Source organism: Photobacterium obscurum, from assembly GCF_026191635.1.
Classification (GTDB): Bacteria; Pseudomonadota; Gammaproteobacteria; order Enterobacterales; family Vibrionaceae; genus Photobacterium; species Photobacterium obscurum.
Genome location: NZ_JAKRRW010000006.1, coordinates 13,432 through 36,887, shown reverse-complemented (window position 1 = coordinate 36,887; position 23,456 = coordinate 13,432). Strand labels below are relative to the sequence as shown.

At 44.8% G+C, this 23,456-nt stretch carries 17 protein-coding genes and 1 tRNA gene; 6 read left to right on the top strand and 12 right to left on the bottom strand.

The window, feature by feature from the left end:
- Positions 1–2 precede the first annotated feature (2 nt).
- Positions 3–803 carry a peptidylprolyl isomerase gene (locus MD588_RS09775; protein WP_265696969.1) on the top strand — a complete coding sequence of 267 codons (801 nt, stop codon included), beginning with the start codon at positions 3–5 and terminating at the stop codon, positions 801–803.
- 229 nt (positions 804–1,032) lie between these two features.
- Here MD588_RS09775 and MD588_RS09770 read toward each other — a convergent pair whose 3' ends face one another.
- Complete coding sequence (locus tag MD588_RS09770) at positions 1,033–1,716, bottom strand: GntR family transcriptional regulator (protein WP_265696967.1); 684 nt, start codon at positions 1,714–1,716, stop codon at positions 1,033–1,035.
- A 221-nt stretch (positions 1,717–1,937) separates the two neighbouring features.
- On the opposite strand from MD588_RS09770, the gene MD588_RS09765 reads away from it, so the two are divergent.
- The 4 genes from MD588_RS09765 to MD588_RS09750 are packed head-to-tail and all read left to right on the top strand — an operon-like array spanning position 1,938 to position 6,224.
- On the top strand, positions 1,938–2,282 hold the full coding sequence (locus tag MD588_RS09765; protein WP_265696966.1) for a UxaA family hydrolase: 345 nt from the start codon (positions 1,938–1,940) through the stop codon (positions 2,280–2,282).
- Positions 2,283–2,285: 3 nt separating this feature from the next.
- The gene (locus tag MD588_RS09760) at positions 2,286–3,461 is read left to right on the top strand and encodes a UxaA family hydrolase (protein WP_265696964.1); all 1,176 of its coding nucleotides are present in this window, start codon (positions 2,286–2,288) and stop codon (positions 3,459–3,461) included.
- Positions 3,462–3,475: 14 nt separating this feature from the next.
- Complete coding sequence (locus MD588_RS09755) at positions 3,476–4,591, top strand: mandelate racemase/muconate lactonizing enzyme family protein (RefSeq protein ID WP_265696962.1); 1,116 nt, start codon at positions 3,476–3,478, stop codon at positions 4,589–4,591.
- Positions 4,592–4,616: 25 nt separating this feature from the next.
- The gene (locus MD588_RS09750) at positions 4,617–6,224 is read left to right on the top strand and encodes a BCCT family transporter (RefSeq protein WP_265696960.1); all 1,608 of its coding nucleotides are present in this window, start codon (positions 4,617–4,619) and stop codon (positions 6,222–6,224) included.
- 147 nt (positions 6,225–6,371) lie between these two features.
- Here the strand turns inward: MD588_RS09750 and MD588_RS09745 are convergent, their stop codons facing one another.
- From MD588_RS09745 to MD588_RS09695, 11 genes are all read right to left on the bottom strand, one after another.
- Positions 6,372–7,838 carry a sulfatase family protein gene (locus tag MD588_RS09745; protein ID WP_265696958.1) on the bottom strand — a complete coding sequence of 489 codons (1,467 nt, stop codon included), beginning with the start codon at positions 7,836–7,838 and terminating at the stop codon, positions 6,372–6,374.
- 82 nt (positions 7,839–7,920) lie between these two features.
- Positions 7,921–8,091, bottom strand: coding sequence for a hypothetical protein (locus MD588_RS09740; protein ID WP_265696957.1), 171 nt, complete (start codon positions 8,089–8,091; stop codon positions 7,921–7,923).
- Between the two features lie 670 nt (positions 8,092–8,761).
- Positions 8,762–9,586 carry a hypothetical protein gene (locus MD588_RS09735; RefSeq protein WP_265696956.1) on the bottom strand — a complete coding sequence of 275 codons (825 nt, stop codon included), beginning with the start codon at positions 9,584–9,586 and terminating at the stop codon, positions 8,762–8,764.
- Positions 9,587–10,643: 1,057 nt separating this feature from the next.
- Positions 10,644–13,253 (bottom strand): NB-ARC domain-containing protein, encoded by a 2,610-nt coding sequence (locus MD588_RS09730; protein WP_265696955.1) that lies wholly within the window; start codon positions 13,251–13,253, stop codon positions 10,644–10,646.
- A 413-nt stretch (positions 13,254–13,666) separates the two neighbouring features.
- A complete protein-coding gene (locus MD588_RS09725; protein ID WP_265696954.1) occupies positions 13,667–13,861 on the bottom strand; it encodes a hypothetical protein in 195 nt (64 codons plus the stop codon).
- Between the two features lie 95 nt (positions 13,862–13,956).
- Positions 13,957–15,498 carry a hypothetical protein gene (locus tag MD588_RS09720; protein WP_265696953.1) on the bottom strand — a complete coding sequence of 514 codons (1,542 nt, stop codon included), beginning with the start codon at positions 15,496–15,498 and terminating at the stop codon, positions 13,957–13,959.
- Between the two features lie 177 nt (positions 15,499–15,675).
- Complete coding sequence (locus MD588_RS09715) at positions 15,676–16,830, bottom strand: tyrosine-type recombinase/integrase (RefSeq protein WP_265696952.1); 1,155 nt, start codon at positions 16,828–16,830, stop codon at positions 15,676–15,678.
- Positions 16,831–16,978: 148 nt separating this feature from the next.
- Positions 16,979–18,274, bottom strand: a complete 1,296-nt coding sequence (locus MD588_RS09710; RefSeq protein ID WP_265696951.1) for a site-specific integrase — start codon at positions 18,272–18,274, stop codon at positions 16,979–16,981.
- Between the two features lie 86 nt (positions 18,275–18,360).
- Positions 18,361–18,451 (bottom strand) — tRNA-Ser (locus MD588_RS09705).
- A gap of 151 nt (positions 18,452–18,602) precedes the next feature.
- On the bottom strand, positions 18,603–20,600 hold the full coding sequence (locus MD588_RS09700) for a methyl-accepting chemotaxis protein (protein ID WP_265696950.1): 1,998 nt from the start codon (positions 20,598–20,600) through the stop codon (positions 18,603–18,605).
- Positions 20,601–20,745: 145 nt separating this feature from the next.
- The gene (locus tag MD588_RS09695) at positions 20,746–21,600 is read right to left on the bottom strand and encodes a LysR family transcriptional regulator (RefSeq protein ID WP_265696948.1); all 855 of its coding nucleotides are present in this window, start codon (positions 21,598–21,600) and stop codon (positions 20,746–20,748) included.
- A gap of 222 nt (positions 21,601–21,822) precedes the next feature.
- Here MD588_RS09695 and MD588_RS09690 point away from each other — a divergent pair, with 222 nt between their 5' ends.
- Positions 21,823–23,430 (top strand): hypothetical protein, encoded by a 1,608-nt coding sequence (locus MD588_RS09690; protein ID WP_265696947.1) that lies wholly within the window; start codon positions 21,823–21,825, stop codon positions 23,428–23,430.
- The last annotated feature ends 26 nt before the right edge of the window (positions 23,431–23,456 follow it).

Here is a 23,456-nt window from a genome sequence, read left to right as displayed (position 1 = left end):
TTATGCATTGCTCAAATAGCCACCAATCCGGGCAAGAGCCGGTAACCATTGCGGAGATTAAGGTCAACGGTGAGATCATCAGCGAACAAGCCATAGCCAAAGAACTGGAACATCATCCATCAAGTTCAGTCGCAGAGGCTATTGAGTCAACATCTAAAGCCTTAGTGATCCGCGAGTTATTGTTACAAAAAGCGAAATCAGCCGGAATTTCAGTTTTGTACTCAGAGGGCGAGAAAAGTGAGGAAGAGGCGATCAATCAACTGCTTGAGCAGCAGATCAAACTACCTCAGATCAATGAACAACAGTGCAAAGATTATTTTTATGCCAACAGAGATAAGTTTTGCAGCCCGGTGTTACTCGAAGCAAAGCATATTCTATTGTTGGCAGCGCCGGATGATGAACAAGAACGTGCAGAAATGAAAAGTTTGGCTCAGGTACTGATCGCGATTTTAAAGAGAAGTCCTGGGAAATTTCCTGATTTGGCACGGCAATACTCGGCTTGTCCGTCTAAAGATGTCGGCGGTAGCCTGGGACAAGTGACCAAAGGGGATACGGTCGCTGAGCTCGAAGATGTGATGTTTACAGCAGCCCCAGGCTTGTATGAAAAACCGATCAGCACTCGCTTTGGTTTTCATGTGCTTTATCTTGAGCACAGAGGTGAGGCCGAGCCACTGCCATTTGATCAGGTAAAAGAGCGGATTGCCCATTATCTGGAACAGCAAATATATCGCAAGTCCATTAGCCAGTTTATTTCATCGCTGGTGAAACAGGCTGATATTGATGGCATAGAGATGGAGGTATAAAAAGAATTGAGCAAGTACTCTGAATATAGTGGATAAATCGCTAGCAAAGGCAGGAGGCAATAACGCCTCCTGCAACACTAGTGATAGTTTTTTTAATTCAGACTGCGAATACAATCTTTTAATATGAATTGCGTAATTTGTAGGCCAATGACTATGGTACAAATAATTAAGGGATACACCCTAGTTATCTTTATTTATTGTAACTGGATGGACTCTTGCAAGTTACTTATTATTCATCTTGCTGCTCGGAATAGCTCTTCAAATGCTGTTCTCTGAATTTATGCCCGATCACGGAATAAACGGTAATATTCTCTTCTGCCAGTTTTAATGCTTTGGCACTTTCACCGGCGCAAATAGCATCCACCAAAGGCACATGGCTCAGGGCACTTTCCTCAGGATCATAGCTTGCATGATCGATGTTAAAGTAAATCAGCATTTGGTTAGCGACATTACGATAAATCTGATGCAGGCGCATGTTGCCACTTAACTCGATAATTAACGTGTGCAACTCCAGCTCAAGCTTACTGATTTGTAGACAAGTCACACCTTCACTGCGGCCAACCTGCAAATAATAATCCATTAAATCTCGCAGTCGGATTTTACCCTCTTCGGTAATATGCTCAGCTGCCAGCCATGCAGAGCGCGTTTCCAGAGCGACACGCAGATGGTACAGCTCCCACAGGTCATTCTCGGTAATATTAATTACCTGCCAACCAACATAAGGCTTCTGGACCACCAAGCCCTCATGAGCCAAGGTATTGAGTGCCATTCGCACCGTACTGCGCGACAACTCCAAATCTTTTGCCAGTGAACTTTCCACCAGCTTTTCGCCCATTCCGTATTTTCCACTGAGGATCAATTCACGCAGATAGCCCGCGGCTTGCTCCTCTAAACTCTGTTTTACGATTTTCATTATCTTTCCATACATCTACAGATAGCGGAATACCGCAGTTGCCTTAATTCTACCGGATTAGTCAACAATTCGCATAATCAATAAAACGTGATGATTGTCGGACAATCATACAAAAAATGAATAAATAAGACAAAAGGTGATTTGTGTCGCATTTATTTTGGAATTACTCATTAAGATTGCCAACTGTCGATTGTCCGACAATGAACAATCTATGAGGATTTATGGACACACCTTTGAACAAGGCAATTTTGCTTTCCCAGAATGACAACGTGGCGACCCTGCTCGCAGATGTCGAAAAAGGACAGCAGATTGAAATTATTGATGACGGCAACCGGGCACAAGGCATTGTGACCTGCAAGCAAGCCATCACGTTCGGCAATAAAGTCGCGGTAAACGCGATCTCGACTCAGGAAGCAATCAAGAAAGCGGGTTACGACATTGGCATTGCCATCAAGGCAATTCCGGTCGGCGAGTTGGTACATGTACAAAATGTCCGCAGTACCCGGGTAGACATCCCAGAGCCGATCATCAAGCAAATCATTGAACAAATGCAGATCGAGGAGTAACGAATGCAGTTTTTCTCAGGCTTTCGTCGCCCCGACGGCCGCGCGGGGATCCGAAATCATGTACTCATCCTGGCCATTGACGAATGTGCAGAAGGTATTGCCCGTGCCATCAGCCAGAAAGTGCCAGGCACTGTCGTCGTAACCAACTACAACACTTGTATGTACGGTGGTAACGAAGAGCTGGTCGGCACTATGGTTGGCGCCGCACTGAACCCTAATGTGGCTGGTGCCCTACTGCTGAACATGGGATGCGGAAGTATCGATCCAGCGATCCTGGCCGATCCTATCCGCAATGCAGGAAAGCCAGTACAAACACTGTCGATCATCAAATCACGTGGAACGCGCAACACCATCAAAATGGGCACCGAGCTGGCAAAAGAGCTGACAGCTTATGCCGATCAAATCCAGCCCGAGCCTATTCCACTCAGCGAACTTGTCGTGGGTATCAAATGTGGCGGTTCTGATACCAGTTCAGGTATTGCCTCTAACCCATCAGTCGGTCGCGCTGCCGATCTACTAGTAGATAAAGGCGCCACCTGCATTGCCGGTGAGCTTATCGAGCTTGTCGGTTGTGAGGACATCCTGCGCGAACGAGCAGTTACTCCAGACGTCGCCGACAAGATCGATCGCCTCATCAATGAAGAAGAGAAGCGCTGGCATATCGAAGGCACCAATGTCGAGACCATGAGCATCGGCAACAGTGTCGGCGGCCTGACCACACTTGAAGAAAAAGCCCTTGGCGCACTGCACAAAACCGGCACCCGTCCGATCCAGGATGTACTGAGGATCAACGCCAAAATGACCGAACGCCCGACCAAGCCGGGTATGTACCTGTCCGAAACTACGCATCTTTGCGGCGGTTCAGGCATGCACTTCGCCTCGCTGGGTGCCCAGGTGATCCTGTGGACCACAGGCGGTGCCGGGTTCAACAACCCGATCGTGCCAGTGATCAGAGTTAGCGGTAATGCCGCCCAAATTACCGAGGACATTGATATTGATGTCAGCGGGATCATGAAGGGAACCGACAGCATCCATTCATGTGCCGACCGGATCCTCCACACGCTGGAGAATGTTGTTCAGGGTGAAGCAACCGCCATCGAAGATATCGGTTTCGCCTACTGCACGCTGTACCAAAAAGATCAGCGTCTGGAAAAACTCATTTGTATCGAACCACAATAACCAAGGACTGAGCAGTGCGTATTACAGATATAGAAGTTATTTGCTTAAGAGTACCTGAGCCTGATCAGCCTTGCGAATGGGGGGAAGATGCTGTCATCGTCAAAGTACATACCGACGCAGGCGTTACCGGGGTCGGAGAGGCAGACAGCTCCCCTGCCGTCGTCAAAGCATGTATCGAGACACCACACTCCAATCTGTATTGCTACGGGCTACGTGAATTGCTGATTGGTGAGAACCCGCTAGAAATCGAGCGTCTGTGGAACAAGATGTACTGGGCATCCAACTATGTGGGACGCCGTGGTGCAGGGATCCATGCCATCAGCGCTATCGATATTGCCCTATGGGACATTGCCGGTCAGTTCTATGGTGTACCGGTCCATACCCTGCTAGGAGGGAAATACCGCGATCAAATCCGTGCCTACGGCACCTTTATTCCAGATAGCCAGCCCGAGAAAAACCGCGATATCGCCCTGAACCTTGTTCGCCAAGGCTTCACCAGTATTAAGTTCGGCGGCGGTGTATTCGGCGATGATCCGGAAACGGATTACCAAATTGTCCGCCATGTGCGCGAAGCCGTTGGTGACGAAATAGAAGTACAGATAGATCTGGCCTCCAAATGGCGCACGACCGGCCATGCCGCTCAGATGTGCAAACGCCTTGAGCCGTTCAATCTAAACTGGGTCGAAGAGCCCGTACTGGCAGATGACATGATCGGCTATTCAAGGCTGTCTCGCCAGATCCAACCTAAGCTAGCCGGCGGAGAATCACTCACGACCCGCTATGAATTTAAGTCCTTCCTAGAACAATCTGAAGTCGACATCGTCCAGCCTGATATCACCCGTTGCGGAGGTATCACCGAGATGAAGAAGATTTACGATCTTGCCCAGTTACACGGTACCCAGCTCGTCCCCCATGGGTTCAGTACCGGCATTTTGCTCGCGGCTTCGGTCCACTTTTTAGCCGCCTGCGAGCACGGCACGCTGATGGAGTACTCCCAGAGCAGCAGTCCTTTATTTACTGATCTCGTGGGTAACCGACTGCCATTTTCACAAGGCTACGTACCTGTACCGGATTCACCGGGACTTGGTATCGAGCTGAGTGAAGACGTGATCAATAAATACCGAATATAAGAAACGTGTAGAAGGATTTTTAGTTATGAACAGTGAACGTAAAATAGACAAACCGTTAATGGCAATAAGCCTGTCGGTTATTCTCTTTGTTGTTATTGGCCTGACACTTTTTCCTGAACAAGGAAATGCGATAGCCAGCCAGTTATTCAGTACCCTGACAAACCAGTTTGGTGAGGTTTTCCTTTTCTTTGGCTTCTTTAGCGTCATTTTCCTCGCCAAAATTGCCTTCGGCAAATATGGCGAAATCAAGCTTGGCGACGACAAGCCAGAATACTCCCAGTTTACCTACCTGGCGATGATGGTCTGTGCCGGACTGGGCTCGGCAACCGTATATTGGGCGTTTGTCGAGTGGGGTTACTACTACATGTCACCCCCTTTTGACGTAGAGCCTTACTCGCCAATGGCTGCAGAATGGGCCACCAGCTATAACATGTTCCACTGGGGAATTTCCGCCTGGTCGCTGTACTGTATTGCCTCGCTACCGGTTGCTTACTCTTTCCATGTGAAGAAAAACCCGCAGCTTAAGCTCAGTGCGGTATGTGAAAGCATCATGGGTCGCTTCTACAACCCGGTTATCGGCAAGGTTATTGATACCATTTTTATCTTCAGCTGTGTCGGTGCAATGGGGATCACCCTGGGTCTGAGTGTACCTATGGTGACAGAAGGCATTGCCTATTTGCTCGGTGTTGAAAACAGCTTTGCCATGAACGTTGGCCTGATGCTATTCATCACGGCGCTATTCTCTGTCAGCTCTTATGTCGGCATTGAAAAAGGCATGGCGAAACTCAGCGATATGAACACCAAGCTGGCAGTGATTTTTGTTCTGCTTATTCTTATCGTGGGCCCAACCTCTTTCATCATTAACCAGATGACCAATGGTTACGGCCTGATGCTACAGAACTTCATCCGCATGAGCCTATGGACTGATCCAGTCGAAGGGGGTTCGTTCCCAACCTCATGGACAGTATTCTACTGGGCATATTGGATGACCTATGTACCGTTCATGGCGCTGTTTGTTACCAAGGTATCTAAAGGCCGCAAACTCAAAGAAGTGATCGGCAGCATGGTTATTGGCGGCAGTGCGGGTTGTTTCATCTTCTTCGGTGTTTTGGGCAGCTTCAGCATGGATGTTCACCTTAGCGAAATCGTTGATGTTACCCGTTCAATCACTGAAAACGGCGGCTCAGCCACGGTTATCGCGGTGCTTAACACGCTACCGGCAAGCTCGCTGTTCATCATTATCTTTGCTGTGATGTCTACCTTGTTCCTGGCAACCACACTTGATTCGGCTTCTTTCACGTTGGCAGCAACCGCAGCCAACCAACTAGATGAGAATGCCAACCCGCCGACAGCATTACGCCTGTTCTGGTGTGTAATTCTTGCAGCCGTACCGCTCACGATGATGTTCATCGATGCGCCGCTAAATACCGTGCAGACGCTGGCAATTGTGACCTCACTACCACTGATGATTGTCATTTTCATCATGCTTTACGGCTTCAACAAATGGCTAAAAGAAGACTTTGGTGGTGAGGCAGAAATCACCCCTGCTAACAAAGCAACAGAGCGCGACGAAAGTATAATCCGTGATAGTGAAGACACTGTTTATCTTTCAGCATCAACAAGTGAAAGTTAGTTTGACCGCTTCATCGTAAGCTGAACACAAAATTGAGGGTAAATGTAAGAGAATTCTTACTTTGTAATCAAGAGGGCGTTTCTGCCCTCTTTTGATTTATATATCAAAACTCTAGCTAATTATTTGCTCTATATATTTATTGTCGCTTTATTTGGACTCTCTAGCACGTACTTCGGCATTAAACTTCCTCACATCAACCCGGCTTCCCTTTTGGTAATCCTCATTACGATTTCTTACCGTACGTCCATTAGAATTGGGCGGCAACTTGCTATCCCAGGCATCAAACTGGTTCTGCAAGTCTTGTGCAACCTCGGGGTAAAGGCCGCTCACATCCTCGTATTCGCCGGGGTCTTTATCAAGATTGAATAAACGAATGGTTTGCGGACCACTTTGGTCATTCCAGGTTAGTTTCCAATTGCCACGGCGAATAGCGTAATCATCATCTCGACGCCAATACAATGTCTGATGAGGTTCTTTGTCTGTTTTACCTGTGATGTAAGGCAATAGATCAACACCGTCGAAAGCAAATCCTTCGGATGTCGTGGTAACACCAGTTCTCGCCAGCATTGTGGCGGCAATATCTAAGTTAATAACGGGCTTATCGTATATAAGCCCCTGGGGGATCTTATTAGGCCACCTCATAACAAACGGAACCCGAATTCCCCCTTCATAAGTATCGCCTTTAAACCCATTAAACGGCCCTGGGCTCGACATCACCGTCTGATCTCGCTGCTTTATCTTTGGTTTCTTTAAACCTTGTTCACGAGGGCTTCCATTATCACTCATAAAGAAAACCAAGGTGTTTTCGTCCAGTCCTTGATTTTTGAGTGTATCCATAACAGCGCCGACACCATCATCCATGGCAAGTAACATACCGGCAAATAGCTTTCTTTCTTCGCCTGCATCCAAATCCTTTAAGCGTTCCAAGTATCTTTCTGGCACGCCCCATGGGTGATGGACCGCATTATAGGCAAGATAAAGAATAAAAGGCTTTTCTGCCGAGCGCTCGATAAAGTCAACCGCTTCGTTGGTAAACATTTCCGTCAGGTAGCCATCGTTTTTTTGAATCGGGGGCTCTACCTTAAAATTACGGTAGATTGGCGATTGCCCTGGTTTGCCGCCTTCTTTGGTATCAGACCTGTCATAATCATGAAAGCCATTAAGGAAGCCATAATAAAAATCCGCCCCGCGATTAACCGGGTGCCCGCGCTTACTGCCTAAATGCCATTTACCGACCACACCCGTTGTATATCCCTGGGATTTCATCATTTCTAAAAATGTCGGCTGAGACCTTGGAATTGACGCCCCATTCCCGTTACTGTAATAGCCAAACCGCTGCTGATAGACACCTGTAATCAAACCGGCTCGAGATGGGCCGCAAACTGATGCAGAGACATAGGCTTGAGAAAACTGGGTACCTTGTGCGGCAAGTTTATCGATATTCGGAGTGCGAATATCATCATAACCATGGTAACCCACATCTCCCCAGCCCTGATCATCGGAGTAAATCACGACAATATTGGGTTTACTCTCATCTAACGGTGCCATCCTTGTTTCTTCGGCATGAGCTATAGCTGTATTTAACAATATAAGAGGCAGAATAATCTTTTTCATTTTCAAGATCCCAGATTAAATTAGAGTGCATTTCGGCAACAGCTTTCGCTGCTACCGTATTCCTCTCTTTATTCGGAACGGCTCAATCGCCTCTTAAGTGGCCCTTCTTAGCCCCGCTAAGCTGGCGGTGTACCTTCTTCTGCTTAGCTTCATTTTGAAGCTCTTCCATACGGCTTTCCAAAAAATCTGCGTCTTTGCGCTTGGCAAACAACTCAAGTATTGGATCGCTGAAGTCTTCCATATGCTTTAGCATAATCTCTTCCATCGACTTCTGCTGAGCCTGTCATACCGAGCGAGCCGTAATCCATATCATCAGCAGCAAACAACGGAATATTAGGGGGAGTGGGTTAGCTTAATGCTGGTTCGAATTCTCACCAGAGTCGTAATGCAGGCGGGCGTAATTTCTGGCAAGGACAAATTACCAGAACCTATGTTTATGCGGAAAATAACTCAACCGATATCATAAGTGGGCTTCGATAGGGTCGCAGTTTATGGTGCTGCCTCTTCGCTTATCCATAAAGCTCAGGCAAAAAAAAACCGCTAAGCAATTAGCGGTTTTCTTGAAAATGGCGGAGAGATAGGGATTTGAACCCTGACTCCGCGACATGAAATAAAAATAAACCGTTTAAAATCAATGCGTAACAGTGTGCAAGTCAAGCATGATTAACAATTGTGTTATACAATTGACTCTAGTGAAAATCACATACCAAGTCAATGTAGTGTCTCATTTTAGAGCAAAAGATATGATATCTTTCCTTTGCGCTTTTTATTCTACTCATATAATTAGTTAAATAGTCACTCAAATCAGAGTCAACTACGTTAAAAGAAAAGACTCTCAACTCGATTATAGATGGTTGAAATTGGCCCCTCGACTTAAATAAACACTTTCCGGTTTAAGAAAGCAATTATTCTCCTAGTTTTATTCATTTTTTCATAAATCGTCGAATTTCATCAGATGTAATCCGATCTCCCCCTCTAGGATTTTCTGGGATTAATCCCATAAAATCTGCCACATTATTAATAGCTTGAAGAGGCGAATCTCCCTTATTTAGAATCCGATGATTTGCCATTTCTTCGATATTTGCAACTCGTCTTAAATGCAACGTATCTAAAATGTCTTTAGGCGTTTTATGTGACTTAGCTCCTAAAAGGTGGTTAATTTCAGCCTTCTTCATAGCGAATGCGCGTTGATAAATTTGCCCTAATGCAGAAGCATATACACCTCGCTCTCCCCCCCTAATTTTATTTAATTTTAAATACCCATCATAAGTTCCATTATGCTTTGCATCATCTATCCAAATAGAGATAGCCATTTTTAGTTCTTTGTTAAGAAGTATTGACGCAAAGCGCAATTCAAATTTTAAAGCTCGCTCATCTTCATCTCTTACTACACCAAATTCACGGTCGGCTCTTCGTTCAAATGTTTCGTGCATTGATGCAGCCAACAATGCTATAGCAGGTTTTCTTTCGCCAATGAATGCCGCATAACATACCATGGCCATAAGGTCTTCAGTCTTAATCAAGTGACTCTCTACACTGCCACTTCGATAGCTTTGTATGTTACCTATAAAACCATATGCTCTTAATTTTGTTAACACACCTTTGGCTGATCTTGTTGTATCTGCAAGCCAACCCTCATTGTAACCAACGGCTAAACTCGCCTGGCGCATAGACCAACGATATTCTCCATTTTCTAACATATATACTGGTAACTCAGTGCCACCTAGCAACAAGGTTTGTTTCTTCATTCTAGCTACTCATTTACGACTATAAGCCACAATCAAATGTCACATAAATGTAAAATAAAACACCTTTATTATTTGTCATATTAATTCTTTAATTTTGTCATAATTAAAGGTTAATTTTGACACCTTAGAGATGTTAAATGTTTTCACGTACTCACAAGCAGCGCTGAATTTACACGGACATTCAATGAATTACAAAAAGGAAAATGTTAATGAAATGGTGTATTGAACTTTACGTGATCATTCAGTAGAATGATTAACAAAAGCCCAACATTTACCTAAATTAAGCCTTCATACTATTTATTATAATATTTATCAACACGTTGCAATGTTAATGAAATGATAAAATACACTTCGCGGGAACATGATGAAGATCACACTCTAGATATATCTTAACAGACTAAATTGAAACGTATTGTATTCACTGTGAATTACAACTTAGATAAAACTGTCTCTTTCCATAACGAGGAGACGTGCTATTTGGATAAACATGACCACAAAGAAATGGAATAGTAAATACGTTATTCACCATCAAAGCAGTTTCGATAGTTATATCAGTGTATTGGAAACCGCGATCTCGAGCGCTAGAATATTCGGTACAATTTCAGCTATTGATGGTTTGTTCATCAAGCAAAACGGAGAGTAAACCACGCGCAACAAGCGCCCAGTTGTATTGCTTACAGTAACTGATTTTATGCTTGGCTCTACCAATTTGTATCATCCATCAGTATCCGCCAAATGAGCTTCTCGCTGTGGGAGTTCTGTCTGCACCTAACACAGGTAGGCATAAAGCTCCACTCCCTTGGCCCGGCAGCAGAGCATGATACTGAACAAGGTTGCACCGGTATTTGCCCTACTTGGCTTATCGGCGTACCTTTCAAGTTAGCCCCCACTGTCTACACGCCTAGCTGACCGCTATCATTGCAGATGTTCCTGCCATAGTTGAAGCGAGTCACGATATAGCTCCGTTGATAATGGAGCTATATCAAATGGTTAGCTAATACAGGGAGAAATAGGCGCTTACCTTAAAAAATAATGGCATACTATTATCCATTCTCTATCAGATAATAGTTGATGATATCTTACTCAGTTTTTCATTGAGTTTAAGGCAATATGTATTAAATCTATCAATTTTTAACCCTAGTGTAACCAAATCTTCAGCATCATTTTTCTTATCTAAGTGTAATGCAAGCCATGCTAGCCTAGAACAATCAACTGCATCACCTTCAGACTTACGTTTAAGTACTGTATCGTATAACTTACTGAGTAACTCGTTTTTAACGTCATGATCATCAATAACAAACTCAGGTTTGTTAAGAAGATGGTTAACAGTATTAACTAAGTTAGAAAGCTCGCTGAACTCAACAATTGAATATTGTGATGCCTCTGTAAGAGCATGAATTTCATCAAATGGGAGTTTTAATTTTCGAGCAATACTGGCCAACTGATACCAGGCAGTAACTTTCTTTTCTTCTTCAGCCTCAGTTTCCAAAAATAGTAAAAGGTATCGCTTAGCTTCTTCTAATAGAGATTTTGAATTAGACTCTTCCAGCCATTCGGAAGCCATTAACCAAGCATCATGATAAGAATATGCAATACATTCTATAATATCTTTATGTTGTTTAAAGTCCTTTTCATGATTGTCTAGGCTAGATAAGAACTTAGATATATGTTGTGATAAAATTGCAAGATCATTTTCTATCTTGGTGACACCAAATCTTTGAAGCGTTTTCACATCTGAAGATATTATATTTTTCAGAGGGCTTACACGAACTTTCTTTTGACCAAATGCTAGCGCAGTATACGGTAAAACAATAAAGTATTGATTATCTAATTTAGACTTATGCTCTTCAGCCAAAGAGTATTGAATGAGGGTATCAATAGCATCTTCCACATCATGAGAATTATCAATCGATGCCATCATCACAGCTTCTAACGCTAATCGAGGGATTGCTGAATTCCATGAAGAAAGAGTCAAGAAAATTCTCTGCGTACAAGGATTTAGTGCTGCGTAAGTTCTTTCAAACAGGGCAGTTAATACCTCTTCATTACCAGCTACAATTTTAGGAAGCGCTCCTTTCATACCCTTATTTGAAAGCTCTCCCAGCATAATTTTTATAATGTACGGGTGTCCGCCTGAAACAGAAAAAATTTGTTCTTTTAATTTTTCTGTTAGGTAACATTTAACTCCCAACCCTTCAGAAGTAAGTTCTATAAGTTCATAAGATTCATTTTTTGTCATACCATAAACATTTAAAGGGTAATCACCAATAAACTCCCTCAAACGTGTTGTGATAAGAACTTTATTTGGATTTCTTATATAGGTATCCACCCACTTAAAAACTTCAATAGGACTTTCTGTAGTTTCAAAGTTATCAAAGATATATAAACATGACCCAATATCACTTTCAGTTAGTTGCTCTTGAAAATATTTTATATAATCATAGCCTTTTTTCTTGTACTCTTCATTCGATAAAACTAACTTACAGTAATATTTAGCAATATCTTTGTTGCTGACAACATTTGCAGAAACTAATTTTGCCCCTCCTTCTTTTAAGTCAATATCACGAGAGCTAAACCATACTATGGAATCAAATCTCTGTTCAGAGTAGAGTCTAGGTATAACTTTGAGCGCAAGTGATGTTTTTCCAATACCACCTCGACCAAGTAAAGTTACTATCGTTCTTCTATCATCAAGAAGCAAATTATAAAGCTGGTCCTCTAACTCTTGCCTTTGAATATATTGATAGTTTAACGTTGGAACATTGGTAAAGCAATTACCTTTCGCTATGAGTTCGCCAAGCCCTTCCGATTCACTTGGTGGAAGATTTCCTGTTGGTGCTAAATATTCAGCTGACTTATTATTTTTCTTATTATCTGAATAATATGATAGAAGCTCATATTTACTACTAGAAAAACTTCCATTAGCTATATAAAAGTCATTAAGCTCAGAATCACTTATTATTAAAGGTATTTTCCTGAAATCACCTATAAAAACATATAAACCGTCAGATAGGGAATATGTTTTTTTGTTTTTTAGTGGTTCGAAGTTTTCAGTACCATTACCTAAATCACTAACTCGATATTTACCACTTAAATTTCTCTTTATATAAGCGGATTCAATTTTAAATAGTGATGAATTACTTTTAATTAAGTTAATACTATTTGCCAGATGGTAAGCTGCATCAGATGTCTTTTCATTACTAGTTATGGCACCATGCCCACGAGTCTTATTTCGTAATTCAGTAAATAGTTTAAACCACGATTTTAAGTCTTTTTTTGTTGAAGGTGAAGACGCTTCAAGACCAAGTGTAGTCATTGCACTAATTAAACTATCAACAGCTTGAGCTTGCCATTCAGAACTAGAAACTTTTTTGGTTAGTTCAGTTTGGTATGGTCGAAATTCAGGATAAAGGTATTGAGAGGCAGGTCCAACAAGTAAATCATCGATTGCTTTACTCCATTCTCCAATACCATTTGCGCGGACAATACCATGTAGGATTCTATATTGATGACGATCGACGGAAGGAGATACATTACTGACTACAATTAAAGTTGATAGTTTTGTAATAGCTTCGCCTACGACCAGCAAATTGAAGAAAAATGTAAAGTCAGAATCCTCACAAGCTAGCTCTAGTTTTTTATCAAGCAAATTCAAAAACTTAATCACACATACATCCTTTTGTCATTTTTCGTTTTGATAGTTGAGTATGTTAGTTAGTCCGCATAACATTGACTACTGACATTTAAAAACAACAACATACAATGACCGCATATGATATGAGTTTTCCATGTTGGTTTCCATAGAAAACTCATCATTCATATACTAAAAGGTTCTTTTTTGCAGGCACTATTCTTAGATGGATAATATGTAATAATAGTTACCTAACCGCATTATTAATGTTAACTGGTTGCTATCATTAATTTGATAAAATTTGGTTAAGATGGCTTTGATCGTGAAGTTTTTCAATCATACATATAAATTCAGATGGTCCATTTAGTGCTTTTGTAACTTTGCTGCTAGATTAACCAGATCATTTAGTAACCTTTCCTTTTCTTTCGAAATAACCTCTAACTGCATGGTTAACATTTCCAGCTCTTTTTCCTTTGCACCAAAGTCTGCTTTAAGCTCACCATAGTGTTCCTGAACGCTGTCCAAATTTCTTCCAGCGAACCATTCTGCTGAGTAAGCAGCTCTTGTTGCAGCAAGGCATTACCGGAACGAATAATCGCTTCATCAGACACCTCAGGCGTTCGGCCAATTTGAGTTTCACTCATTACACACCTCCGGCGCACTAAAGAAAGTAAGAAACAAAAGAAATAAAGAAAGTAACGAAATAAACGAAAGAAACGACTCTCTCTGTTTTAGCCGGTTAGTCATAGCCCACCTCACAACCCTCAAGACTCTTGTCGCGTCGCTCATCGTACACTGTATGGATAATACTGTGCACCAGAGGCTGTAAATCAAGCGACATTTCGCTATCTAACTGTTCTGCCAGACGCTGAAAAAAGTCTTCTGCCTGATGCTCGAGGCCACGCTGCTGGTACGCCACGCCGATATATGCCTCCCGGATAAGCTCGCCCAGCAGCTGTTTCAGCTCGCCCCTAAGTTTTCCCGTCATTGTGTTTATGCGGCAGTATTCAAAACCAAGTGTCTTGATGGCTTGCTCTTGGTCTGCAATTTCTGCTTTTTTCTCTGTAATATCCTGCTCAAGTTGCATCAATTGCTCTTGTTGCCAGGCGTGCTCACTGGTCAGTTGCGCCTTGGCGGTTTCAAGCTCAGCAAGACTGATGGCCGCCTCTTTGGTTGCCACCTTCAGCTTTTCCAGCCGCTTTTCTTCCAGCTCACATTTGCGGGTCGCGTAATTATGACTGCGCTTGGACTTGGGCATTTTTACTTGCCGGTTCATTTTCTTACACTCCTCAGATTGGCGCTCGGTTTCGGGAGCAATCTCTGCATGAAACCCACGTTTGTGCAGCAGGTGTTCGTTGATGAAGTCACGAAACATGGCTTGCAACCGCTCGCCGTGCAGCACCATTTGCGCCTGTGTGAGCACACAATTTTCTGGTAGAAGCTTTTCTTCTTTTTCATTTCTTGCAGCACGCAGTTTGTTCTGCTCGCGTGTATATTGGTTTACCACTTCAATTTGAGTTTTCAGCAAATCCCAGTTGCCAAAAACACGGTCTTTCCCTGACAAAAAATAGTGACAATGCGTACCGGTTTCTTCATTTTTTAGTCGCTCATCAGCATGCACCGCCATGGCATGGATGTGGTATTTCGGAAAATAGTGCGTGAGGAACTTTTCCGTAAAGTCCAGCCAGTCCTGCGGCGTAATGGTTTTGTTATCTACGTTCCAGCGGTGAGGGATTTTAATGATCCCTTCCTGGAGATAAGTGGCGTTCTGGTTGGGCCTGGCCCCGGTCAGCTTGTTATGCACATCTACAAACTTTCTGATCGTACCCATTTTTTGCTGATGACGCGCCATTGTTTTCATGTCTAATTGCGCTACCTTGCCCGCAGGAATATGGCAATCATCGGGTGTCGTCCACAGCTCCCACAGCAACTCGGCCACGTCCTCATGGCCTTTTTGACGTTCAACCTTCATCGCCTTTTTAATTTTGGCTTTCAGCTGCCTACGCTGGGTCTTTAGTCGTGCCTGATTTTTTACTTTCCTGGCAGGCATAATCGCTTCTAAGATGGCTTGTTTTTGCTCTAGGTTATAATCATCAAGCGGCGCGGTTATGCCGTTAAACCACAGCAAATTTTCCTTCGCCAGCGATTCATCCCACTCCGGCGCTTTAACTTTTTTTGAAGGGATACGCAGCGTGTGGCCCAGCGAGTTGCTCATTATTGCAACCCCCTTGGCCGTCGTATCAGGATTAAAATGACGGTACAAAACATGGATGGTTTTCATTCCCTACCTCCTGTAGAGGTGGGGGCCGAACTTGGGGTCAAGGGGTCTCCCTTGCCAGCCGCTGTCGTCTCATCTTTTGCGCAGCTAAAAGTGAGACGATAGCTTAGCTGGTTAAACAACCGTCGCCCTTTTTGGGCGCGGCCCATGTCGAGGCTGTCTCCGGCCAAAATGAAAAAACTAGTCATGCGCACCTCCCGACAGGTTCAACGCCTGCTGAAGCGTACTGGCCAACGCCGGATTTTGTTCCAGGGCTATCAATAACTGTCCAACCAGGCTCAATGAGGTTTCGGAGGAGCGGTTTGGCAATGAGGATGCTGATCTACTAGCGGACTGGCTTAGGGTTTCCTCAACAGGGTTATCGACAACGCCAAAGACATCATTCATGCATTCATAAAACTGGCCTGCATAGTTAGGGGCATCCTCCTTCAGCCAGCGAGAATAATGTTTATCCACCATAGTGGTATCTTCGTGGCCAAGTTGCCGCGCAACCCACTCTTTACTTATCCCCGCAGTGAGGCAATGACTGGCGAAAGTATGGCGGGGCTGGTTCGGCCCTCGGTGCTTAATGCCCAGCACCTTCAAGAAAGGGGTAAAAAAGCTTTTGGCGTACTGGCGCGAATCAATAAACGGTTTGCCTGTCTTGGTGTTAAGAAATACATGACGAACGTACAGGGTCTTGTGGGTTTTATTGTCCGCCTGTAACACTTTTATCCGCTTGGGCTTGAGATGGCCTGTTAGCTTATATTGCCGTTTTAAAATGGCCATCACATGCGGGTTCATCTCAATGGTTCGCTCGGATGATTCCGTCTTCGGTACTTTATACCCACCGAGCACTTTACATTTATTGATATCAATCCGGCGACGTTCAAAATCAACGCAGTCCCAGTCTAACGCAATCGCCTCGCTAATCCGCCCGCCAGTTGCACAGCTGGTTAGGCACAAGTTTTGCTCACTTTGGTATTCAGTTTGCGCTGTAACCAAGAGGGTAAGCTCTGACTTGGTGAACGGCAGAGGTTCTGCGGTTTCAATCGTTAAGTTACTCAGGCCGTCCATTGGGTTTCGGGCAATCACGCCGTCACATTGAGCGCTGCTAAAAATAGCCCGGAGCACCGTGAAATGTTCATTGATGGTTTTATTGGCAAACTTTTTGTGCGCCTTGATTTTCCAGGCTTTGATATCTGATTGCCTTATTGTCTCTATCGGCCTGTTACCAAAGTGCCTAACCAGGTTTTTCACTTTGGACTTCACTGACTTCAGGGTAGAGGGGGCGACCTCAAATTGACGCTCTGCGAGGTATTGCGCAGCATAATCTGCAAAAGTGTATTGAGCCATCATTGACCTCCGCGGTTCGAGCCGCTTTTCATCATTCTTTGGCTACAAGCTAGCACGCTCCAAAGGGCGAAATACATACTAAACTGCTAATATTTAAATGTTTTCACAAATAAAAACAACTACTTATACAAATGCTTATATAGGCGCGTCAAAAATCCACAGTACAATCAGAGCCATAGTTGATAAGAGACAGATACTTCTTCAAGACACTAAGTTTGTATTTTTTTCCATAGCGGCCATAAGTTATGTTTTGGTTTTTATGGCCAACAAGCTGAGCAACGATGTTTTCATCTACCTCTTGTTGTTTTAATTCATCAACAAAGGTATGCCGAAACGAATAAGCAGTCGGTCGCTGTCCCGCTTTCATACCGATTTTATTCTGCAACCTCGCAAGCTGTTGGCAATATTGGCGAGACCAGTCTTTGTTCTCCCCTAATGGGATGTAAGAAAATAGCTGTGTCTGGCCTGCTTGCTTCAGTTCAGACACATAATCTTGAAATCCCCATGACAAAACCTTGGCATGCACCGGGACAAGACGGTATGAACTGTCGGTTTTGACACGCTGTTCAACCCCTTCTGAGCTGACACGGATACAGATCATGCCATCTTGCTCACAAATATCTTCAACCCTTAGCTGACACACCTCCGAAGGCCTGAGGCCGTGGAACAGCATCAAGAGTGTCGCCCACTTAAACGCGGCATCCTTTGCTTTAAACTCAGCGGACTGAAACAGGCGCTTTAATTCGTGTTTTTGCCAGCGCTGCCGCGCTGAACCATCGCCAGTGCTCGACGATTTAGCCAGTGGAATACCCGTAAAGGGGTTGATCGTGGTATAGAGCATCAGCTTGCACCATTTGAAGAACTGAGAAGAGGCAGCCATATACTCTTTGTTTGTTTTATGACTACGCCCCTCGCCAAGCAAGACATCCCGATACACGAGTGCCTCTGCGCTGGTAACCTGGGACACCGTTGTCGCTTCGGTGGAGGTGATAAAGTGCCCTATGCGCTGTTTAAGCTGTTTTACCGTCAGTGGCCGCACCGGCTCTTTTTCCTTTGAAGCGATAAATTGCGACAAAGCTTCACTCAATGTGATACCCGGTGGCGGCTTCGGAACTTCAACCAACTTCGGAAGTTCAACGTCGCTTGCTTTGCTGGCTATCCGAATAGGAACTGTTGTCTTGTCAGGGGAGGTAAAACCGATGCGAATTTGGTTGATAGTTTGGTCAACCAAGCACTTAAAGCCAGCCACGGTTTCATCAGGCGTCACACCGGCAACCAGCGGGCGTAGGGTTCGGGCAACGTCAAGGTTACGTTCTACAGCCTCGGAACGACACTTAGTTAGAAGCGAAACCTTGATGTCAAACGGGAAGCCTCTGTCTTTTAACGATTTTGGCAGACAGATGCGGGTGTAGTAGGTGCAATTTGCAGCGCGGAATAGGTACATTGTCTCAGTCAATCCTATTGTGGATGCTTGCAATGCCCAGAAACAAAAAAGCCGTTGATAATCAACGGCTTTTTGTGTTTTTAATTTGGCGGAGAGATAGGGATTTGAACCCTAGATACGCTACAAACGTATGCCGGTTTTCAAGACCGGTGCTTTCAACCACTCAGCCATCTCTCCTTTGTGCGGCGGATAATACGGGGCTAACTTAGGGTTGTAAAGCAGATTTTTTCAATTTCACTTCATATGATTAAACCTTGAACAACAATACGTTATTTATCAGTAATCCCCTTATGCAACGGGCATTGACCACAAGGATAAAGCTTGAGAGCTACACAGAAAATTTTCTCATTTCATGGTTAAGATCATCAACCTGGGCCTTAATATCCTGAGATGTCTGGTTTGCACTATCACAGTTATTGGAAACATCTGCGGCAGAGTCAGACAGCTGGTGAACTAAATCAGCCAAAGACTGAGAAACATCGGACTGCTGCTCGGTCGCCACGGTCATATTACTGACTTTATGGGCAACATCACCCATATAGCGGATAGTATCTTGCAACATAGCATTGGCCTTGGCCGTATGCTCGGTGCCGACTTTGACCAATGACTGACTGTCATTGATAACCTTGACCACTTGTCTGGTCGAATTCTGGATGGCATCAACAATCGCATTAATCTCGGTGGTTGATTCCGTTGTACGCTGTGCCAACAGACGCACTTCATCGGCAACAACAGCAAAACCTCTGCCTTGTTCACCAGCTCTGGCCGCTTCTATCGCTGCATTGAGAGCCAGCAGATTAGTTTGCTCAGCAACGCTTTCAATCACTTCGGTCACCCGTTCAATACGATCACTCTCATCGCTTAAATGTTGGACCATCTCACTGGCTCGGCCAATAAGTTTATTGAGTTCATTAACAGTCTGCTGGTTTTGCTCAAGGGCTTTTTCGCCGTTCGTCAGCAAAGAAGACGAGTACTGCAAATCGTCTGAGGCCGCTTGGGTATTTTGTGCCGTTTCACTGGCTGTAACCGACATTTGCTCGATAGCCGTTGCCATCGTGCTTATTTTTTCTGCTTGCTTGGTGGCTTCATTGGCGGTGCTACTGTTATTCACCAACAACCTATTCATGCTTAAATCCACATCCTTGGCCTTGTCTGTTACGCCAGTCACAAGTGCCGATAGTGATGCTGTCATTCGGTTTACCGCATCCACCAAGATAGCAATTTCATCATCACCTTTGTTATACAAAGCCTGTCCCGAAAACTTACCGTAGGAAATGTCTTCAGCTCGCTGAGCGACAAGAGTAAGGCGGGAACCAATACTACGGCCTAACCAAGTTGCAATCAGTAATGAACACACACTTGCAATAATGACAATAGATATTAATGTGGTTATTACGCTCGAAACACTGTCACGAATAGCAATACCTCCTTGCTGCGCATTGTCTTGCTGAGTGGCGACAATCGCATCGAGAACACTGGCAAATTGTGTTGCCACGGGGCCGGTTTGCTGCGCCATAATGTAGTTGGCTTTATTCCAATCCGGTGATTGACGAAGGGCAATAACCTGCTCGGCAAGAGGCAGATACATCTTCTGCATCTCCTCAAAGATTTGCCACAAACTCTGATGGCTTTCGCTTAGCAGATTCAGGTTACTATTCACTTCGGTAACGGCTTTGCCGTGTCGGCTCATCAAGTCTTTATATTTATCAAGATGATCCTGATTGCCATCAAACAGGTAATCACGCAACGTCCCCAGAGCATTAGAGAGCGAGGTATAGCTATCAGCATAAAGCTTCATGAGCCTTTTTCTCTCGCCGCCGAAGGTGTTGTTCTCTTCTTCATTGATCAGCCCCTGTAGCTGATCAAGTGCCACCTCGGCGATGGGCGCAGCTTCATTTAACATCAAGGCATGAGCTGGAAGGTTGTCTTCCGTATGACTTATTGAAACGATAGCTTGCTCGCTCTCCATCAGCGCCAGCCAACCTTGGCGCACAGTGTCAAATTGCGCTTTGGTCAAATGACTCTGTAGTTCGGCAAGTCGACTATCAACGAGAGTAAAAGTATCAGTTAACTGCTGTTTAAGAGCCTGTTCTGATAATTCATCACCACCTAATAGCATGTAAGCTCGCAGTACCAAAATGGAAGACTGTGCTGCTTGTTGGAGTGAGCGGCTAGCATCGACGGTAGGAAGATCGTCACTCAAGAGCGAGTGCGCATTCTCTTCGATCTGTGTGATTTGTTTATAGAGGATTACAGCGGCACATAAAAAAAGAGCCGTGATCAACAAAAAGCTGAGCCTCAGCTTTCTGGCGATAGAGAATTTCATAGGTAGTAAGTCCGTTTCCAACCAAAGAAAGGTTAATATAATGTTAATCTGGTTAATAATATATAATCCGTGAGGATAATTTATCGCTAACCAGTGATTAGTAATGGCAAGAACAGGCAAATTGAACGAAATAAAATAGTTACGTTTAGCTCGGTTCAACAGTTGAGCTCGCCGAGTCACACACTTCAATCACTGATGAAATAAGAGGTTCACCCCCCCGATTTGCTTTAACTGCCAACCCGATCGACTTACTCAAATCTAGAGAGTCAATCTGACGCAGTACGATACCCTCTGCCTCGCGGATCTCACGCCAGTCCGGTAGCAAAGCTGCCCCTACTCCAGCACTCACCAGCGGCCAGGCGTATTCAATGGTTCTGATGTTTGCCCTTGGCTGAAAATGTACTCCAGCGGTAGCCATCGCCAGCTTAACCCTTTCCAGTACATCGCAGGGACTGCGGTTAATAAAAGGCAAGCTGTCCAGATCATCGATTGTTATCGTCGCTTTGCTTGTCATCGGCCAGGCCTTAGGTAGAGCAAGCAGATAGTTATCCTGCCAAATCGGAACAAAGTCCTCCTTTTTCGTGACTGATTGCCGCAAGATAATCCTGGCGTCGCAAGGTTCATCCGGATCCACCAGCGTGAGCTCAAGGTTGTCGATGCGCTGTGTCAGCTCAGTCAGCAAATAGCTCATCCGCTGTGCGCCGAGCGAGCGCATTAACCCTAACCGCAAAGATACCGGTGTAGGGCCATCACCAAACAGTTGCAAAATCGTCTTTTCGCTGGCACTCATTTCCCTTGCCAGCGGATAGAGCTTGTCGGCAGCAGGCGTCGGCAGCACTCCATGGGTATGACGAACAAACAGACAAGTATCGAGAGTGTGCTCCAACTGTTTTATGGCGGCGGTGATTGAAGGTTGTGACACAAAACACTGACGCGCAGCCCCACTAACACTGCCCAGCTCATACACAGCCTGAAAATACCTAAGTGAACGCAATTCCATTGCCTTTTCCCTACTTTGGCCAACCTGAAAACAATAACTACGCCAAAGCGCTCAAGTTAACAAACATATAACAACACTACGTCGTTTTAGCTATACGAGCAACCGACAAAAGACTCATTAGCTATAGGCAACTCCTATAGCCAACATAAAAATTTCATATTTCTCATAAATACCTACAACTTCTAAGGTAATAGCCATCAAGGACAGACACAGGAACAAGCAATGAACAAGCTAAATGCCGCGGAACAGATTGCAGTCAACACGTCACCAGAAAAAAAGGATCACCTCGTTGTTACGCCTGACAAGGTCTTCGAGGCTATGGCGCGTCATGGCTATGACGAATCAATATCTGCCATTATCCAGAAAGAGAACCTATTGCCTGCGGGGTTGCTCAACCGGCTGCATGCCTCCTACCCCCAACATTCCGGCTTGCTTGAAACCCGTCCTATGCTTTTTGACGACAAGGAACACTACACCGGACTATCGGGGTTCCGCGAGGTCATCAGCATCCTTCACCAGAGCGGTATTAATATCGGAGGTGTTGAGGAAAGAGAGCTGTTTGTTGAGGTTTACCGCTTCCTTGCCACCCGCCATACCCTAAACAGCATTAACTGGGACAACTACACCACCGATTCAGTCTTTCAGCTGGTCTTCCCGCAACCGGGCATGATCGACCCACAGACAACCCAGGCCTACCTGCAAGCTGAAAGCCGCGAGAAGCGTACCCAGGTTGCGGTGGATTATATGGAAAAAACCAATCCCCATGATGGCAACCAGCAGCTCAACAAACCTTGGTTCGAGAATGATCAGGGAGAAATCGAATTCCTTGACGGCAGCCAGCACAAATATCCGCAATGCCAGCTGATCTTTGATAAAACGACTCAAAACTGTTTCTCGTTTTGTACTTACTGCTTCCGTCATGCACAGGTACGCGGCGACGAAGATATGTTTATTCAGAAAGATATCCAACAAATTCACCAATACCTAAGACAACATACCGAAGTCACCGATCTCTTGATCACCGGTGGCGACGGCGGCTATATGCCTGTTAACCGCCTCAAGCAATACGTCATGCCGCTCATCGAGGATCCTTCGTTGCTGCACGTGAAAAATGTCCGGCTTGCAACCCGCTCTCTCACCTTCCAGCCGGAAATGATCCTGAGCCACAAATACGATGCGATGCTAGAACTGTTTGACACCCTGCGTGACAACGGCATTCAGCTGGCTTGGATGGCCCATTTTTCCACCCCGCGCGAGCTGCTCAACCCAACAACCATAGCCGCTATCCGCCGCCTGCAAAATCACGGGGTAATGATTCGCAGCCAGAGCCCGATGATGAACCACATCAGCCTGTTTGCCGACGAAAACGGCAAGATAGATATTGATCGTTCGGCACAGAACTGGATCGACCTAGCCAATATCCTTGGCATGCTGTCTGTCGGTTTCCACTCGATGTACTGTGCACGCCCGACCGGTGAGCACCATTACTACACAGCGCCGCTCGCTGAGGTTGAAAAAATATTCAACCTGATCTACCGCTCACTGTCGTCGATAAACCGCCCTTCGCGCCACATCTCGATGACAATCTCAGCAGGCAAGCTGGCAATTCTTGGAACCTCGATCATCAACGGCGAGAAATGTTTTGCCCTGAAGTTCACCGAGGCCCGCAACATGGAATGGATGGACCGTGTATTCCACGCCAAATACGACGAACTGGAAAACAAAGTCGATTTCCTGACGCCACTCGATACCGACAAGTTCTTTTTTGAAGAAGAACTACAGCAAATCGAAACGGACCTGGCCAATGCACTTCGCCAACGACTGAACTGATACCTTCAAGATCATCAACTCAGGGT

Bases quoted from the DNA above. Each gene is read 5' to 3' on its own strand.
- MD588_RS09775 (WP_265696969.1), top strand. From the start codon at position 3: ATGCATTGCTCAAATAGCCACCAATCCGGGCAAGAGCCGGTAACCATT.
- MD588_RS09770 (WP_265696967.1), bottom strand. From the start codon at position 1,716: ATGAAAATCGTAAAACAGAGTTTAGAGGAGCAAGCCGCGGGCTATCTG.
- MD588_RS09765 (WP_265696966.1), top strand. From the start codon at position 1,938: ATGGACACACCTTTGAACAAGGCAATTTTGCTTTCCCAGAATGACAAC.
- MD588_RS09760 (WP_265696964.1), top strand. From the start codon at position 2,286: ATGCAGTTTTTCTCAGGCTTTCGTCGCCCCGACGGCCGCGCGGGGATC.
- MD588_RS09750 (WP_265696960.1), top strand. From the start codon at position 4,617: ATGAACAGTGAACGTAAAATAGACAAACCGTTAATGGCAATAAGCCTG.
- MD588_RS09745 (WP_265696958.1), bottom strand. From the start codon at position 7,838: ATGAAAAAGATTATTCTGCCTCTTATATTGTTAAATACAGCTATAGCT.
- MD588_RS09740 (WP_265696957.1), bottom strand. From the start codon at position 8,091: ATGCTAAAGCATATGGAAGACTTCAGCGATCCAATACTTGAGTTGTTT.
- MD588_RS09735 (WP_265696956.1), bottom strand. From the start codon at position 9,586: ATGAAGAAACAAACCTTGTTGCTAGGTGGCACTGAGTTACCAGTATAT.
- MD588_RS09725 (WP_265696954.1), bottom strand. From the start codon at position 13,861: ATGAGTGAAACTCAAATTGGCCGAACGCCTGAGGTGTCTGATGAAGCG.
- MD588_RS09720 (WP_265696953.1), bottom strand. From the start codon at position 15,498: ATGAAAACCATCCATGTTTTGTACCGTCATTTTAATCCTGATACGACG.
- MD588_RS09715 (WP_265696952.1), bottom strand. From the start codon at position 16,830: ATGGCTCAATACACTTTTGCAGATTATGCTGCGCAATACCTCGCAGAG.
- MD588_RS09710 (WP_265696951.1), bottom strand. From the start codon at position 18,274: ATGTACCTATTCCGCGCTGCAAATTGCACCTACTACACCCGCATCTGT.
- MD588_RS09700 (WP_265696950.1), bottom strand. From the start codon at position 20,600: ATGAAATTCTCTATCGCCAGAAAGCTGAGGCTCAGCTTTTTGTTGATC.
- MD588_RS09695 (WP_265696948.1), bottom strand. From the start codon at position 21,600: ATGGAATTGCGTTCACTTAGGTATTTTCAGGCTGTGTATGAGCTGGGC.
- MD588_RS09690 (WP_265696947.1), top strand. From the start codon at position 21,823: ATGAACAAGCTAAATGCCGCGGAACAGATTGCAGTCAACACGTCACCA.